The organism is Pedobacter terrestris (assembly GCF_052343045.1).
In the GTDB taxonomy this organism is placed as follows: domain Bacteria; phylum Bacteroidota; class Bacteroidia; order Sphingobacteriales; family Sphingobacteriaceae; genus Pedobacter.
Map to the genome: position 1 here is coordinate 930,770 of NZ_CP180264.1, position 16,258 is coordinate 947,027.

13 protein-coding genes are annotated in these 16,258 nt (G+C 39.8%); all 13 read right to left on the reverse strand.

Annotated elements, in window-relative coordinates; translation table 11 throughout:
- Positions 1–67: 67 nt before the first annotated feature.
- On the reverse strand, positions 68–550 hold the full coding sequence (locus ACJVDH_RS04005) for an acetyl-CoA hydrolase/transferase C-terminal domain-containing protein (RefSeq protein ID WP_443946281.1): 483 nt from the start codon (positions 548–550) through the stop codon (positions 68–70).
- Positions 551–624: 74 nt separating this feature from the next.
- The gene (locus tag ACJVDH_RS04010; RefSeq protein ID WP_443946282.1) at positions 625–1,344 is read right to left on the reverse strand and encodes an acetyl-CoA hydrolase/transferase family protein; all 720 of its coding nucleotides are present in this window, start codon (positions 1,342–1,344) and stop codon (positions 625–627) included.
- Between the two features lie 95 nt (positions 1,345–1,439).
- A complete protein-coding gene (locus ACJVDH_RS04015; protein WP_443946283.1) occupies positions 1,440–4,811 on the reverse strand; it encodes a methylmalonyl-CoA mutase family protein in 3,372 nt (1,123 codons plus the stop codon).
- A gap of 186 nt (positions 4,812–4,997) precedes the next feature.
- Positions 4,998–6,656, reverse strand: coding sequence for an alkaline phosphatase PafA (pafA, locus tag ACJVDH_RS04020; RefSeq protein WP_443946284.1), 1,659 nt, complete (start codon positions 6,654–6,656; stop codon positions 4,998–5,000).
- 68 nt (positions 6,657–6,724) lie between these two features.
- The gene (locus ACJVDH_RS04025; RefSeq protein ID WP_443946285.1) at positions 6,725–8,017 is read right to left on the reverse strand and encodes a bifunctional folylpolyglutamate synthase/dihydrofolate synthase; all 1,293 of its coding nucleotides are present in this window, start codon (positions 8,015–8,017) and stop codon (positions 6,725–6,727) included.
- Positions 8,018–8,167: 150 nt separating this feature from the next.
- Positions 8,168–9,376: a 3-oxoadipyl-CoA thiolase gene (pcaF, locus tag ACJVDH_RS04030; RefSeq protein WP_443946286.1), complete on the reverse strand. Its 1,209-nt coding sequence runs from the start codon at positions 9,374–9,376 to the stop codon at positions 8,168–8,170.
- The gene (locus ACJVDH_RS04035; RefSeq protein ID WP_443946287.1) at positions 9,373–10,722 is read right to left on the reverse strand and encodes a 3-oxoacid CoA-transferase; all 1,350 of its coding nucleotides are present in this window, start codon (positions 10,720–10,722) and stop codon (positions 9,373–9,375) included. The genes pcaF and ACJVDH_RS04035 overlap by 4 nt, the downstream gene beginning before the upstream one ends.
- Positions 10,723–10,724: 2 nt before the next feature.
- A complete protein-coding gene (locus tag ACJVDH_RS04040; RefSeq protein WP_443946288.1) occupies positions 10,725–11,909 on the reverse strand; it encodes a 4-hydroxybenzoate 3-monooxygenase in 1,185 nt (394 codons plus the stop codon).
- Positions 11,896–12,300, reverse strand: coding sequence for a 4-carboxymuconolactone decarboxylase (pcaC, locus tag ACJVDH_RS04045; RefSeq protein WP_443946289.1), 405 nt, complete (start codon positions 12,298–12,300; stop codon positions 11,896–11,898). Before pcaC ends, ACJVDH_RS04040 begins: the two co-directional genes overlap by 14 nt.
- A complete protein-coding gene (gene pcaD, locus ACJVDH_RS04050) occupies positions 12,297–13,073 on the reverse strand; it encodes a 3-oxoadipate enol-lactonase (RefSeq protein WP_443946290.1) in 777 nt (258 codons plus the stop codon). Before pcaD ends, pcaC begins: the two co-directional genes overlap by 4 nt.
- Positions 13,054–14,403: a lyase family protein gene (locus tag ACJVDH_RS04055; RefSeq protein WP_443946291.1), complete on the reverse strand. Its 1,350-nt coding sequence runs from the start codon at positions 14,401–14,403 to the stop codon at positions 13,054–13,056. The genes pcaD and ACJVDH_RS04055 overlap by 20 nt, the downstream gene beginning before the upstream one ends.
- Position 14,404: 1 nt before the next feature.
- Positions 14,405–14,953: a protocatechuate 3,4-dioxygenase subunit alpha gene (pcaG, locus tag ACJVDH_RS04060; protein WP_443946292.1), complete on the reverse strand. Its 549-nt coding sequence runs from the start codon at positions 14,951–14,953 to the stop codon at positions 14,405–14,407.
- Positions 14,943–15,662, reverse strand: coding sequence for a protocatechuate 3,4-dioxygenase subunit beta (gene pcaH, locus ACJVDH_RS04065; protein ID WP_443946293.1), 720 nt, complete (start codon positions 15,660–15,662; stop codon positions 14,943–14,945). Before pcaH ends, pcaG begins: the two co-directional genes overlap by 11 nt.
- Between the last annotated feature and the right edge of the window lie 596 nt (positions 15,663–16,258).

Genomic DNA, 16,258 nt, shown 5'->3' on the forward strand with positions numbered 1-16,258 from the left:
AATCATTTTCATGGAATTTACAAATGATTTTACAAAGCGTGTTCATAAATGAGGTGAAAAACGTTTCTTACTTATACCGATTGTGAAATGCACGCTCTAAACTTTCTCTGTGATCGGGATGTGCAATGCTAATTAACGCTTTTCCTCTTTGTTTAAGATTTAATCCGAATAGATTTACACGTCCATATTCTGTAATAATCCAATGTACATGGCCGCGGGTAGTTACTACTCCGGCACCTTCTTTCAAAAATGGTGTAATTCTCGAAATGCCTTTGTTGGTAACAGAAGGCAAGGCAATAATTGGCTTTCCACCTTTGGATAAGGATGCGCCGCGCATAAAATCCATTTGTCCGCCAATACCAGAATATTGATAAATACCAATAGAATCTGCACAAACCTGACCTGTTAAGTCAATTTCAATCGCACTGTTTATGGCAATCATATCTTTATTTTTCCGGATAATACTGGTGTCGTTTACATATGCAATGTCCAGTACCTCCATTTCTGGATTATCATCTACAAAATCATATAATCTTCGCGTACCCGCCATAAAACTGGTTACAGATTTACCTCGATTTATTTTTTTTAAACTATTGTTTATTGCACCACTTTCTATCAATGGAATTACACATCAGACAACATTTCTGTATGCAAACCTAAATTTCTGTGGTTGCTTAGGTTTTTTAGAACCTGATCAGGAATGGTTCCGATTCCAAGTTGTAAGGTGGCACCGTCATCTATTAATTCGGCAATATTGACACCAATTTGGCGTATAGCATCTGTAGCACCAGATTCATAATTCACCTCTGGAAGTTCTGCCTCATGCCAAACTAAACAATCAATTTCTTTGGTATGAATAAAGCTATCGCCATGCGTACGTGGCATTTTTGGGTTTACCTGTGCAATTACGCGCGTTGCCATTTCTACAGCTGCCCTGGCAATATCTACAGAAGTTCCTAATGAGCAGTAACCGTGTTTATCTGGCGGAGAAACTTGTATAATTGCAACATCAATGGGCAAGATATTGGTTTTAAACAATTGTGGAATCTGGCTTAGAAAAACAGGAACGTAATCTCCCTGGTCGCTATTGGCCACTTTTCTGGTATTGGCAGATACAAAAAGAGAGTTTACAAAAAAACTCCCTTTATATTTTTCGTCGTAAAAATCAACATCGCCCAAGCTCGTAATACTTACAAGCTCTACATTTTGGATTTCGCGGTAGCGTGCTTGTAACGCATGGATAATGTGCACCGGGGAGGCTGCACTTCCATGTAGAAATACCCTGTTTCCCGATTGCACATTTTTTACGGCTTCTTCTGCGGTAATATATATTATGGATGACATAGCTGAAAGTATTGATCGGCGACTAATTTATTTATAATTATTCTAAATAATATAATCGTGATCACTTTTTTTTATGTTCAGTCTCATTAAATGGTTTACATATTTCTGCGGTATTGCCCTCCAACTTCGTATAAAGCTCTACTAATCTGGCCTAGTGAACAATGTTTGCAAACTTCCATTAATTGCTCAAAGATATTTTCGCCGGCTATTGCTGCTCTTTGAAGTTCTGCCAACAATGATTCGGTAATTTCGCGATTATGAAACTGAAAATTTTTCAATGTAGCGATCTGATCTTGTTTTTCAGTTTCGGTAGCACGGATGACTTCGCCCGGCGTAAGCGTTGGCGAACCACTTTTACTTAGGAAAGTATTTACACCAATAATTGGAAATTCGCCGGTATGTTTTAATGTCTCATAATACAAACTTTCTTCTTGTATTTTTCCACGTTGATACATGGTTTCCATTGCACCTAAAACACCTCCTCGGTCGTTAATGCGTTTAAATTCCTGTAAAACGGCTTCTTCTACCAAATTTGTCAACTCTTCAATTATGAAAGCGCCTTGTAAAGGATTTTCATTTTTGGCCAATCCCAACTCGCGGTTGATGATCAGTTGTATTGCCATTGCTCTGCGTACAGATTCTTCTGTTGGCGTTGTAATGGCCTCATCATATGCATTTGTATGCAAGGAATTGCAATTGTCATAAATGGCGTAAAGTGCCTGCAAAGTAGTACGAATATCATTAAAGTCAATTTCCTGTGCATGGAGCGATCGGCCGGAAGTTTGGATATGGTATTTCAGTTTTTGAGAACGATCGTTCCCTTTGTATTTATTTTTGATTGCTTTTGCCCAAATCCGGCGCGCTACTCTACCAATCACAGCGTATTCGGGATCGATACCGTTAGAGAAGAAGAAGGACAGATTAGGTGCAAAATCATCAATATGCATGCCTCTGCTTAAATAATATTCAACAAAAGTAAAACCGTTACTCAGTGTAAAAGCCAGTTGCGAAATTGGATTTGCGCCGGCTTCTGCAATGTGATATCCAGAAATGGATACAGAATAAAAGTTGCGCACTTTTTCATCTATAAAATACTTTTGAATATCGCCCATCATTCGCAGAGCAAATTCAGTAGAAAAAATGCACGTATTTTGTGCCTGGTCTTCTTTAAGGATATCTGCCTGAACGGTACCACGAACAGCACTGATGGCGTGTTTTTTTATTTGCTGATAAATTTCGGGCGCCAAAACCTGATCGCCGGTTAAACCCAAAAGCATCAAACCTAAACCGTTGTTTCCTTCAGGAAGACTGCCTTTGTAAACTGGCCGTTTGGTTCCATTTGATTTGAAGATTTCGTCTATTTTTGCCTGAATTTCATCTTCCATTCCTTGCTCTTTAATATATTTCTCGCATTGCTGATCAATTGCTGCGTTCATAAAGAAGCCGAGGAGCATTGGCGCGGGGCCGTTAATGGTCATCGAAACGGAGGTTGATGCGGCACAAAGATCAAAGCCAGAATACAGTTTTTTCGCATCATCAAGCGTAGCAATACTAACACCAGAATTGCCAATTTTCCCATAAATATCCGGACGAATATGTGGGTCTTCTCCGTACAGTGTAACAGAATCGAAAGCGGTAGATAAACGGTGTGCAGGCTGACCTAGAGAAACGTAATGAAAGCGTTTGTTTGTGCGTTCTGGTCCGCCTTCACCTGCAAACATACGCGTTGGATCTTCGCCTTCTCGTTTTAAAGGGAAAACACCGGCAGCATAAGGAAACTCTCCGGGTAAATTTTCTGTGAGTAACCATTTCAAAATATCGCCCCAATCTTCATATCGTGGTAGAGAAACTTTCGGAATGTGAAGTTTAGACAGCGATTCTGAAAATAAAGGCTGTTTAATTTCTTTATCTCTAACTTTATAAATAAAATAATCCTGTGAATAGGCATGTTTGGTTTCTGGCCATTCGCGCAATAGTTTTTTACAGGTGCCATCTAATTTCTCTTCAAAATGCTGATAAGCATTTTCCAGTCCGGCGCCAATATTCAATACCGGATTTTCTTCAGAAAGATCTATAACACCTTTAAGTTGATACATTTTGCGCGCTATTGCAGATTGTGTTGCAACCCATTCGTTGTAAGATTGGCTGGCTTCTGCAATCTCTGCGAGATAACGAATCCGATCTGGTGGAATGATGTATGTTTTTTCTGATTGTGCAGCGGTAACAAGCATATCTGCCTGAAAATCTACATTGGTTTTAATCTTAATTTGTTGCAGAAGTGCAGCAAAAAGATTGTTCATGCCAGGATCATTAAATTGTGAAGCCATTGTACCGTAAACGGGAATATCTTCATCAGCGGCATCAAATATATTGTGGTTGCGTTTGTATTGTTTACGTACATCACGCAGCGCATCTAAAGCACCGCGTTTATCAAATTTGTTAATGGCAACCAGATCGGCAAAATCGAGCATATCAATCTTTTCTAATTGAGTTGCTGCACCAAATTCTGGTGTCATTACATATAGAGATACATCGCAATGTTCGGTGATTTCTGTATCAGACTGGCCAATTCCGGAGGTTTCTACAATAATTAAATCATAACCAGCGGCTTTGCAGATATCTATACTTTCTTGCACGTTTTTGGATAAAGCAAGATTGGCCTGGCGCGTAGCTAATGAGCGCATATAAACGCGGGGATTGTTAATGGCATTCATCCGGATACGATCGCCAAGAAGTGCACCACCAGTTTTGCGTTTAGATGGATCTACAGAGATAATGGCGAGGGTTTTGTCTTTCACTTCTATTAAAAAGCGGCGTACAAGTTCATCAACTAAAGAAGATTTTCCGGCACCGCCGGTTCCGGTAATACCAAGTATTGGCGCATTGTTATTGGCAGACAATTGTTTAAGCTGATTGACAAAAGACTGTGCTTTTTCGGGATCATTTTCTGCAACTGTTATTGCACTGGCAATGGCTTTTATTTCTCTCTTTGGGATGTCTTGTAACTCTGTTGTGATTTCTGCTTTGGTGATAAAATCCGTTTGGGCAAGCATATGGTTAATCATTCCCTGAAGGCCCATTTTACGACCATCATCCGGAGAATAAATTTTTGTAATTCCGTAGGCTTCCAATTCCTCAATTTCTGCCGGAAGAATTACGCCACCACCACCGGCAAAAATTTTGATGTGTCCAGATCCACGCTCTTGTAATAAATCATACATGTATTTAAAATACTCAATATGCCCACCCTGATAAGATGTCATTGCAATACCCTGAACATCTTCTTGTATGGCGCAATTTACCACTTCATCAACAGAACGGTTGTGCCCCAGATGGATGACTTCTGCACCCGATGATTGTAAAATGCGGCGCATAATATTAATGGTGGCATCATGTCCGTCAAAAAGTGAGGCAGCGGTAACAAAGCGTATTTTATGTTTAGGTTTATAGATATCTGCTGATTGCATATGTACATACTTGGTGTGTACAAATGTAAGAAAATAACGGTGTGCGCTAGAAAAGACCCTAAACCGTTACGGGTTTTGGTATAACCCATAGAAATATAACGGTTAATGCGCTTTTAATATTTTGAAACAAAAAAGGCCAGCTCATAAAGCTGACCTTCTGAAATAAAATATAAGAATGTTCTTCTGTTATTTATTGGTGACCTCTGTAATTGGCTCGCCAACACAACCATTTGGCATTTGAATGTGCAGAAGTGCAGCAATTGTAGGTGCAATATCTGTCATATAATGGGTTTTATTCGTTGCGCCAGATTTAATTCCCCAACCCATAAATACCAAGGGAATGTGAGAATCATAAGGGTTCCAGTTCCCGTGTGTTGTTCCGGTACTGCCACCGTTAAACCAGTTTGGATCAAGTACGTAATAAATATCTCCGCTTCTGCGCGCATTGTATCCGTTAGTAATCATTTTTTTCTGGATTTCCTGCATGGTGCTTTGTGAAATTTTTGAAATGTCTACTGCATTCTGAAAACCATCTAAAGTTTTCAAAAATTCTACCGATGCAGCTTTGATCACATCGAAACTTACATTTCCGTTATCGGTTTTCGCATGATCGAAGATAATTTGGTTGTTCATTGATTTTAGAACAATATTATTTACTTTAAACCTATCGTTTAAATACGTATTCAATTTAGCGGCCACATCTCTGTCGCTTACTACACCTGCAGGCAATTTGTTTTCTGCCATAAAACCAGGAACATGTGCTGCGCCGTGATCTGCCGTTAAAAAGATTGTGTAATTTCCTTTACCAACTTGTTTGTCCAGATAATTGAAAAATTCTTCCAAATCTTTATCCAAACGCAAATACGTGTCTTCGGCTTCGATAGAATTTGGTCCGTACGCATGGCCAACGTAATCTGTAGAAGAGCAGCTTACAGCAAGAAAATCTGTAATGTTGTCTTTACCTAAATCTTCGGATAAGATAGCCAATTTGGCTAAGTCTAAAGTGATGGTATTTCCATAAGGCGTTGATCTGATTGCATCATAATTTTTACCAATGTTTTGAACCAATTGATGCGGGAAAGTGCTGTTTTTACCTTCGTAAGCATTTTCATCTTTTGCGCTGTTTACATAGGTATTTATTGGATAAAGTGTTTCCCAGTTTTTTGCATAAAACTTATTGGCAAGTTTTAATTTGTTGTAATCTGCTATCCACGTAGGTACTTCATTCATGTAATACGTACTGGTAATCCAGTTTCCTGTGCTGCCTTGGTACCAATATGCACCATTTGCCGCATGGCCGGCAGGTAAAATAGAACCTCTGTCTTTTAAAGAAATGCCAATAACTTTTCCTTTAAAATTGGTTGCCAGGCGCAACTCGTCAGTAATGGTATTGGTAAGCATATTTTTTGGCGACATATTGCCCTCGGCAGATGGTGTACTGCCTACAGTAGAAACCGTGCTGTCTTCTGTGCAATACATGTTCTTTTTTAACTGAGGATCATACCAGTCATTTCCGATAATTCCATGAACAGCAGGCACAGAACCTGTATAAATACAAGTGTGGCCACAAGCCGTATATGTTGGTGTATATGGAATGAAAGTATTTTCTACAGAAAATCCCTCGTTAATTAATCTTTTAAAACCTCCATTGGTATAACGGCTATAAAATCTATACAAGTAATCCCAGCGCATCTGGTCTACAACTAAACCTACAACCAGTTTTGGTCTGGCTACTTCTGCCGGAAAAGTTTTCGCTGCAATTGTTGTTGCTTTTTTGGTTTGCGCAGATGTTATGGAGATGCAAAAGAGAGAGATAGAATAGAGTAATAGAGAAATTTTCTTCATTATTATTAAGTTAAAGGGCTAAAGTAAGGATTTTCATATGAACATATTTTGAACTTTCTGTAAAGATTTTATAGCGCTTCTGCTACTACAAAGGTACTTCCGCCAATAAAAATCAGATCATCCGGATGTGCAGATTGGATTGCCGATCTTTTCGCTTCAACTACTGAAGGATAGGTATTACCTTTAAGTCCAAAGTATTGTGCCTGAATTTGTAATTCTTCTGCTTCCAATCCACGTTCTAAATCTGGTTTACAGAAGTAGTAAGTAGCGAGTTTGGGCAAGAAAGATAACACCTTGCTGATGTCTTTATCCTTAACCATTCCAAAGACAATATGTAGATTCTGATGTTGCGTTTGCGCTATATTTTTAACAACTTCTGCAATGCCGGCTTCATTGTGACCAGTATCACAAATAACCAAAGGTTGTTCTTGTAAGGTTTGCCAACGGCCTTGAAGACCTGTGATTTCCTTTACATGAGCCAATGCACGAAATACAGTTTCCTTGTCGATTTTAAATAAATCGGATTCATTAATTACTGAAATTGCTTCTAAAACGGTGAGTATATTTTTCTGCTGATAAATGCCTGTCAAATCGCTTTTTAAATGCTCATACACCAATTCACCGTCCCGATAAATGGAACAATGCATCATACTGTTTTTAAGCTGAATGTTTCCGATACTCAAAATCTGATCGGCGAAGAAAATCGGTGCATTTTGTACTTTGGCTTTGTTGATAAATACCGGTGCAGATTCTGCTTGTTTTTCACCAATAACTACAGGGATATTTTGTTTGATGATGCCAGCTTTTTCTGCCGCAATTTCTGCCAAAGTATTGCCCAACATATTGGTATGGTCTAAACTGATATTGGTAATAACCGAAAGTTCTGGCGAAATAATATTGGTAGAATCCAGTCTTCCACCCAAACCGACCTCAATAATAGCAACATCAACTTCATGTTTGGCGAAATAATCAAAAGCCATTGCAACTGTCACTTCAAAAAATGATGGTTCAATTTCTTCCATAAGCTGGCGTTGCTTATCCACAAAAGTAATCACATCTGCCTGTTCCATCATTTTTCCGTTTATACGAATGCGTTCGCGAAAATCTTTTAAATGTGGAGAAGTATATAAGCCGGTTTTGTAGCCCTGTTCCTGAAATACAGCGGCCAACATATGAGAAGTGGAACCCTTACCATTTGTACCTGCTACGTGTATGGTTTTGAAACGATCTTGCGGGTTGTTTAATGCCGCGCAAAGCACTACTGTATTGGTCAGGTCTTTTTTAAATGCAGCTGCACCAATGCGTGTGAACATAGGCAGTTTGCTGTACAAAAAATCAAGCGTTTGTTGGTATGTCATCATGATGACGCAAATATAGGGATTGGGAGAAACAATGGTTTGCTAGATTGAGGAATGTTTCTCCCTTCTGTTGGCGCATTCAAAAAAATACAGAGATTACTTTGATATTTAAAGACATGTAGTATATGGTTTTGTCTGAGAAAGCTGGCATTTTTAAACACTTTCTAATATCACAGCATATCCTTGTCCAACGCCAACACACATGGTTACCAAAGCGTATCTTTTGTTCCTTTTTTTGAGTTCTAATGCAGCGCTATAGACAATTCTCGTTCCGCTCATACCTAATGGATGACCCAAGGCAATTGCTCCGCCATTTATATTTATTCGTGGATCGTTATCTGCCAAACCCAATGCACGTATACATGCTAAACTTTGTGCTGCAAATGCTTCGTTCAGTTCAATAATATCCATTTGTTCCAGAGTTAATCCGGATTTCTCCAGCACCTTTTCTGTAGCGGGTACGGGGCCAATGCCCATGATACGTGGCTCTACACCAACTATTGCACTAGCTAAAATTTTAGCTAGTGGTTTTAAATTATATTCTTTAACTGCTTCTGCAGATGCGATTAATGTTGCCGCTGCACCATCATTTAAACCAGAAGCATTGCCGGCAGTAACTGTTCCGTCATTTAAAAATGCAGGTTTCAGTTTTAAAAGACCTTCTAAGGTGGTTTGCCTTTTTATAAATTCATCTTTAGATACGATAATTGGCTCGCCTTTTCTCTGTGCGATTTTTACGGGAATAATTTCCTCATCTAATCGCCCGTTTTGCTGTGCAGCAGCTGCCTTCTGTTGCGAATAAAAAGCAAAAAGATCCTGATCTTCGCGCGATATCTGATAGCGTTCTGCAAGGTTTTCTGCTGTTATCCCCATAGAATCTACACCATACTTCGCCTTCATTTTGGGATTTACAAACCGCCAGCCAAAGCTAGAATCTTCCATTTTGGAATCTGTACCGAAACCTTTAGAAGGTTTAGAGACGACGAGGGGCGCTCTGGTCATGTGTTCTACACCACCGGCAATGAAAAGTTTTCCATCTCCCGCTGATGCGGCACGTGCAGCCTGAATAATAGCAGACATGCCTGAAGAACAAAGTCGGTTTACGGTTTCTCCGGGCACAGTTACGGGCAAACCCGCTAATAACAACGCCATGCGCGCAACATTCCGGTTGTCTTCTCCGGCTTGATTGTGGCAACCCAGTATCACATCGTCTATAGCCGATTTTGGAATATCCGGATTTCTTTTTAGAAGGTCTTCTATCACCAAAGCAGCAAGGTCATCTGCCCGAATGCCAGATAGCGTCCCACCGAAATTCCCAATCGGGGTGCGTATTCCATCAATTATATATGCGTCGTAGTTCATTTCTTTAATTTTTCGTCGAAATTTGCTGAGGTAATGGCCCTGATTTTTTCAAGCGATGTACCAGGCATTAGCTCAGTAAGTGTTAAATTTCCATTTATAAATTCAAAGACACCTTTGTCTGTTATAATCATGTCAACGGTACCAACGGCTGTTAATGGCAGTGAACATTTTGCTACAACTTTTGAATTGCCATGTTTATCGTTATGCATCATTAGAATAATGAGTTTTTTCGCGCCAGAGGCGAGATCCATTGCCCCACCAACGCCCAGTAAAGGTTGGCCCGGAACAGCCCAGTTGGCGAGATTTGCTCGTTCATCAACCTCTAAACCACCCATTATGGCCACATCAATATGTTTACCTCTGATCATGGCAAAAGAATCTGAACTGTCAAAATAACTGCTTCCGGGCAAAGCCGTCACTGGTATTTTACCGGCATTTACCGGGAAATGCATTGCACTGGCTTCGTTTTTTGGAGCCGGGCCAACACCTAACATTCCATTTTCAGTATGTAAAGTGATGGGCATTTCAGCTGGAATGAGATCGGCAACCAATGTTGGTATGCCAACGCCCAAATTCACTACATCTCCATTCTTAATTTCTGCCAAAGCTCTTTTTGCCATATTTAAACGGAGTTCATCAGGTTTTTTATCTTGATCTATTTTCGCGGAACTCCCTAAATCTGCACTGGTCAGAGTGGCCTGAACCAAATAATCTACATAACAGCCCGGCGTATGCACCTGATCTGGTGGAATTGCACCAATTGGCACGATTTCTTCAGCTTCTACTACAACTAAATCTGCAGCTGTAGCCATCACCTTGTTAAAATTTTGCTCCGTCATCCGATAGACCAAATTTCCGGCTTCGTCTGCTTTCCATGCACGTATAAAAGCAATATTGCCTCGGATTGAGGGCACAAAAACCTGGTCTGTACCGTTAATGTTTTTCATTTCGGCATCTTCTGCAATTTCGGTTCCTGCGGCGGTGGGCGTATAAAAACCACCAATACCTGCTCCACCGGCGCGAATGGCTTCTGCCAACGTACCTTGAGGAATAATCTGATAGTCTACTTCTCCGTCTTGCGCAGCTTTCACTGCTTCAGGGTTGCTTGTAAAAAAAGAACCGATCATCTTTTTAATTTGTCCGTTTCTGAGCAGACGCCCGCCGCCTAAATTAACTTCGCCAACGTTGTTTCCAATAAAAGTGATGTTTTGCGTGCCTTTATCTGCAAGTGCGTGCATTAAGTGCACGGGATTTCCGGTCATTCCAAAACCGCCTTGCAGCAACGTATCTCCCTCTTTAACTAAATCAGCAGCTTGTTCTGCTGTAATGATTGGTTTTGCTTTCATAATTATGACCTGTAAATTTTGCCGGTATAATTTTCGGCCAATGAATATTGTGCAGCCTCTGAATTTGCGAGATAGTTTATTTTTGATTGCTGCAGTTTTTGAAAAAACTCATCTTCATTTGGATTTAGATGGAGTAATTCTGTCATTAAGTTTGAAAAATCCTGAACGCGCCAGGCTCTGTTAATTACCGTTTCAGAATAGCTGTTCAGCTTTCTTGAGTTTCCATTGAGGTAAAAATCTTGAAAGGCGTAGAAAAGACTTTCGGCATCTGCAGCTGCGAGATTTAAGCCTTTTGCACCTGTAGGCGGGACGATATGTGCTGCATCTCCAGCTAAAAACAACTTTTTGTATTGTACAGGCGCAAACATGTAGCTGCGCATTGGCGTTATAGTTTTTTCCAGAATTGGTCCTGTGTTCAGTTGCCATCCCGGGGTAGCCAATCGAATGTTCAGTTCTTGCCAAATCCGATGATCTGGCCAGTTTTCGAGTTCTTCGTCATTCGGTACCTGGAGATACAATCGGCTTATTCTTTCGCTGCGCATGCTGTGCATCGCAAATCCACGTGGATGCCAGGCATAAATCAGTTCGTCTGTTGCCGGAGCTGCATCAGCCAAAATCCCCAACCAACTAAAGGGATAATGTTTCTCATGTATCGTAGTGATTTCTTGCGGTATATTTTTCTTAGAAATACCATGGAAGCCATCACAACCAGCAATAAAATCGCATTCAATTTTCTGTTGTTCGCCATCCAGATCAAAATAAATTTCTGCACTTTTTGCTGTCGTAGAAAACTCAATTCTACTTGCTTCTGCTAAAAAAAATAATGAATAATTTTCAGCAGTGCTTTTCGCAATAAGGTCTTTTACCATTTCTTGCTGTCCGTAAATGATGACCTTTTTCCCCGTCAGGTTATAGAGCGGAATGCGAATACGTTGCTCGTTACAGCTGAGGATTATACCTTCGTGTTGCAAACCATGTTGTTTAATGTTTTGGTCGGCGCCAATTTTCGTCAACAAATCCATTGTGGCTTCTTCCAGCAAACCGGCACGTAACCGTCCTTCAACATGTTTACGGCTTTGTCGTTCTATAATAATATTAGCTATACCTTGCCGATGGAGCAGGTGCGATAGGAGTAAACCAGATGGGCCGGCACCAATAATTCCAACTTTTGTTTTATGGGTTTTCATCTTTATACACAATTTCTAACTCGTCAAAAACTTCTTCTGCAATTTTATATGCTGCATTTGCGGCAGGTAAACCACAATATAAACCAGCTTGTAAAATAATTTCTTTGATTTCGGATACGACTACACCATTATTAATTGCAGCACGTACATGCATCCGAAATTCGTGTTCGCGATTAAGTGCAATCAACATAGAAAGTGTAATGAAACTTCGTTCACGTAAGTTGAGACCTGGCCTCGTCCAAACTTCTCCCCAGGCATACTTGGTAATGAAATGCTGAAAATCCGCATTGAATGCGTTTTTAGTCGATTCGGCATTTTCTACATGCTCTTCCCCCAATACTTTCTTACGTTGTTTAATTCCATTTAAATAAGTTTCGTCCGCATTCATCATTCACTGAAAAAATTTCTGATGACCTGATTGAAGCCTTTTGCGTCTTCTATATTTGACAAATGCGAGGCAGATAAAATAGTAAGTTCAGCATTAGGAAGCTCATTTTTTACTGAAATTGCATCGTTTACAGTAGTAGATTCATCTTGGTCGCCGGCAACAACCATAATTGGAATAGATATGTCTTTTAACAATGATCTAAAGTCTGCAGCACCAATTGCACGGCAACTCTCCGCGTAACCTTGAGGATTCGTTTTGAGTAAAACTGCCTCGATTTCTTTAATTCTTTCTGGTGAACTTTTTAGAAACTTATCGGTAAAAGACCTGCCTATTGTATCTGCAATCATATTTGACATACCCTCCTTCGCAATAAAATCAGCGCGATCGTTCCACATTGATGCTTTGCCTATTTTTGCCGAAGTGTTTGCGATGATGACTTTAGGAAACCTTGCAGGTTGATGTGCAGCGAGCCATTGACCAATTAAGCCGCCCATAGATATGCCTACAAAAAATGCCTGATCAATTTGCAGAGATTTCAAAAGTTCAACCACATCTTTCCCCAATTGCTCAATGTTTGTACCGCTAGTAGTTTCGCTTTGACCATGGCCGCGGGTATCATAAGTTAAAGTACAATAATCATCTTTTAAGTCATCAATCTGGGCGTTCCAAATGCTTGAATCTGTACCCAAGGAATGCGAAAAAACAATTACCGGATTATGAACAAAACCGGTTAACTCATAGTGGCATACATGGCCATTAACTTTTTTGCTTGACATAGTTGTTATATTTTTTTAAAGTTTTGGTCACGTAATACTCTGAAAGTCCGGTAGTTTTGTAGATGTTGAAAATGGCATCCCGTTCTAAACTTTCCGAAGTGATATATTTAAGGATGCTTTCTCGAAGGGGAATATCATGGTTCAAAGTGTCTTCACATGCCAACTTTACAAGTCGAGTTGCTTCGGTTTTTCCCATCGTTTCAGACAATGCAGCGGCGAGTTCTTCTGAAAAAATCAATCCCATTGTCTGTTCTATATTTGCCTGCATTTTTACTTTGTTCACATTCAGATTTTCGATCAAGTCTGTCGCATGTTCAACTGCTGATAAAGCTAAGGCGGCAAGTTCTGGCATTAGATTCCATTCACTTTGCCAGTTGCCTGCTGCGCGTTCATGTTCTTGAATACAGGTTTGCTGGAAGGAAGAAACCAATCCGATTGATTTTTTAGCAATGGCAACCAGGAAAAGTGATGAAACCGGATTTTGTTTGTGGGGCATAGCCGATGATCCACCTTTTCCGCTCGCTTTTCCTTCGCTCACTTCGGCAACTTCAGTCTGCATCAGTAGAATAATATCTTTCGCCATTTTGCCCAGTATTGTGCACAAATGATTTAGGTTTTGAGCAATTCTAAGTAGGGGCGTTCGCTGTGTATGCCAAGGCATGTCTGCTTCAGTCAATTGCAGTTCTGCTGCAAGCGCACACATTATAGCATCGCCTTGGTTTCCATATGCAGATAATGTTCCTACAGCGCCACCAAATTGTATTGGAAAACCTTCTAAGCATAGGTAATCTATGTCTTTTTTTACTTCCAGTAATTCATTTAACCAAGTCGAAACTTTGTAACCAAAGGTTATTGGTTTTGCTTGTTGCAAAAGTGTGCGACCCATCATTGCCGTATTTCGATGTTCATCGGCCAATTTGGCCAACAGACCTGCAAGCGTTAAAGTTTTAGGCGTTAACTGAAGATAAATTAACTTTAACTGGCCCATCAAAACACTGTCTATTAAATCCTGACTGGTTGCGCCGAAATGTACCCACCGGCTTAAATTTTTGTTTTCGATTTCTACAGATGCCGTTAAGAGTTTCACGAAAGGTATAGATGCGTTGCCGGCAATTGCAACTCGTTTAACTATTTCTGTTGCAGGTATATCCGCTGATGCGATGAGTTTAATAAGTTGATCTGCATCATTTTTTGTCAAGAAATTATGTTGTCCCAAAGCACTTATTAGCGCCATTTCAAAACGCTTCATGGCGTTAACAGTTGCCTCAGAAGTAAATATTGAATTTGAAAAAGCTGTTGTAAATATTGGATCTGTTAGGGAATGTATCATGCTAGTATTCAAAAAAAACCGTTTCGTTTTCGCCCTGAATAACCAGATTAATCTGGTAATTTTTTGCACTTTGCAGACTGGCAATCAGGGTGTGTTTGCGCTGTTCTGAGACCTCCTTTAATACTCGATCTGCTTGATTCAGTTCCATCTCATCTTCAAAATAAATTCTAGTTTTCAGGCTTTTAAGTGCGCCGCGCATAAAAATCGTAACGTTTAAGTGAGGAGCCTGTTTAGATGAATCTGCATTTCGCTCGGCACCTGGTTTTATGGTAGTAAAAGAGAATTGGCCATTTTGATTGACAGAAATGCGGGCAAACCCTTCATCGGTATTCAGGTAATTTCCAGCTTCATCTGCTTGCCAGATTTCTATTACAGCATCGGGAATAGGTGAACTTTTTCCATCTAATATTTTACCCGAAATGCGAATGTGTTTCGTTTCTTTCGCTTCGCTAAACAATTGATCTTTGTACAATGGTGCTAAGCCGATGCTGTAGTACGGCCCAACAGTTTGTTGAGGCGTAAGTAAGAAGTTTTTCTGCTTAGTCTCCATTTTCAAAGTAGCTTTTTTCGCGCCCGCGCAGTACGAGATTAAATTCATAAGCAAGCATTTCAAAGGGTAATGAAGAAGCAATATTTAAGGTAGAAACCATTCTTTGCCTCGCATTTTCGTTGCGGATGCTGTTAAAAATAGGATCAATAGACAGCAAGGGATCTCCCGGAAAATACATCTGAGTAATTAGGCGAGTGGAGATTGCCGGCCCGAATAACGAGAAATGGATGTGTTGCGGTCTCCAGGCATTGTAATGATTTCCCCAGGGATAAGCACCAGGTTTAATGGTTTTAAACTCATACCTTCCAGATTCATCAGTATAAAAACAGCCGAGGCCAGTAAAATTAGGATCAAGCGGTGCATTGTGCTGATCGTTTTTATGTAGATAACGGCCGGCAGCATTGGCTTGCCAGATTTCTATAAGTGTATTTGGAACTGGTTTCTGGTCTTCGTCTGTTACGGTACCATAAATCAGTATTTTTTCACCAAGCGGGTGTCCTTTAAAACCCTCCGTTAAATCAGTTATGATTTTTTGTTTTTCAGGATTAAAAGAAGGTCCGGTGAGTTCTGATAAACCGGGCTGGATGGGAATTACAGTGTGCTTAGGCGATCTCAGTCCATTGGATGTATAGGGCTGCCAGGAATAATCCGGATATACGCCATCGACAGGTTTTTTGAAGGGATGGAAATTATCGGTTTCCAAAATCATCTTTAGTTTCTTTTACATTCGGTAATAGCTGGGTTACGGCTTTAATTTTTTTGAGCGAAATTTATAATGCTAACCGAATTTTTACTGACTTGTATTAAACAGAATTTGAAACATGATCTGCCCTCTGTTTTTATGATTCACAAGAAAGGTTTTTTATTGGTTACTGCCCAAATATGCCAAGATTGATTTTTATTGTTGTAATTTTTAAGTCACAAAAAGTGTTAATTATCAATGTGTTATATTGTTTCTTTTGATTTATTTCGCGAAATAATCATTTCGTATTTTTTTCCAACGAAGAACTTTTTTCAAAAAATGTTGAGGAGAATTGTATTTATTGCGCAATGATTTATCTATCTAACTGATCGATAGAATACTTTATTAAGCTGAAAGAAACCGAGCTTAAATTCTGAAAGATGGTTGCGAAGAAAGATTTAATTATTCCTCTTTGCGCGTTTTAACCATAGTTAATTATAGGTATTTTTTTCGAGAGAAAGTCTCGGATCTTTTGTTCAAAAAAAGCAAATGAGCAAAATGATTTAGCAGAAATTGTGGGTAGGTTATTCGATAATTAAAAGTCTCTAAACAAAAACAGCCGA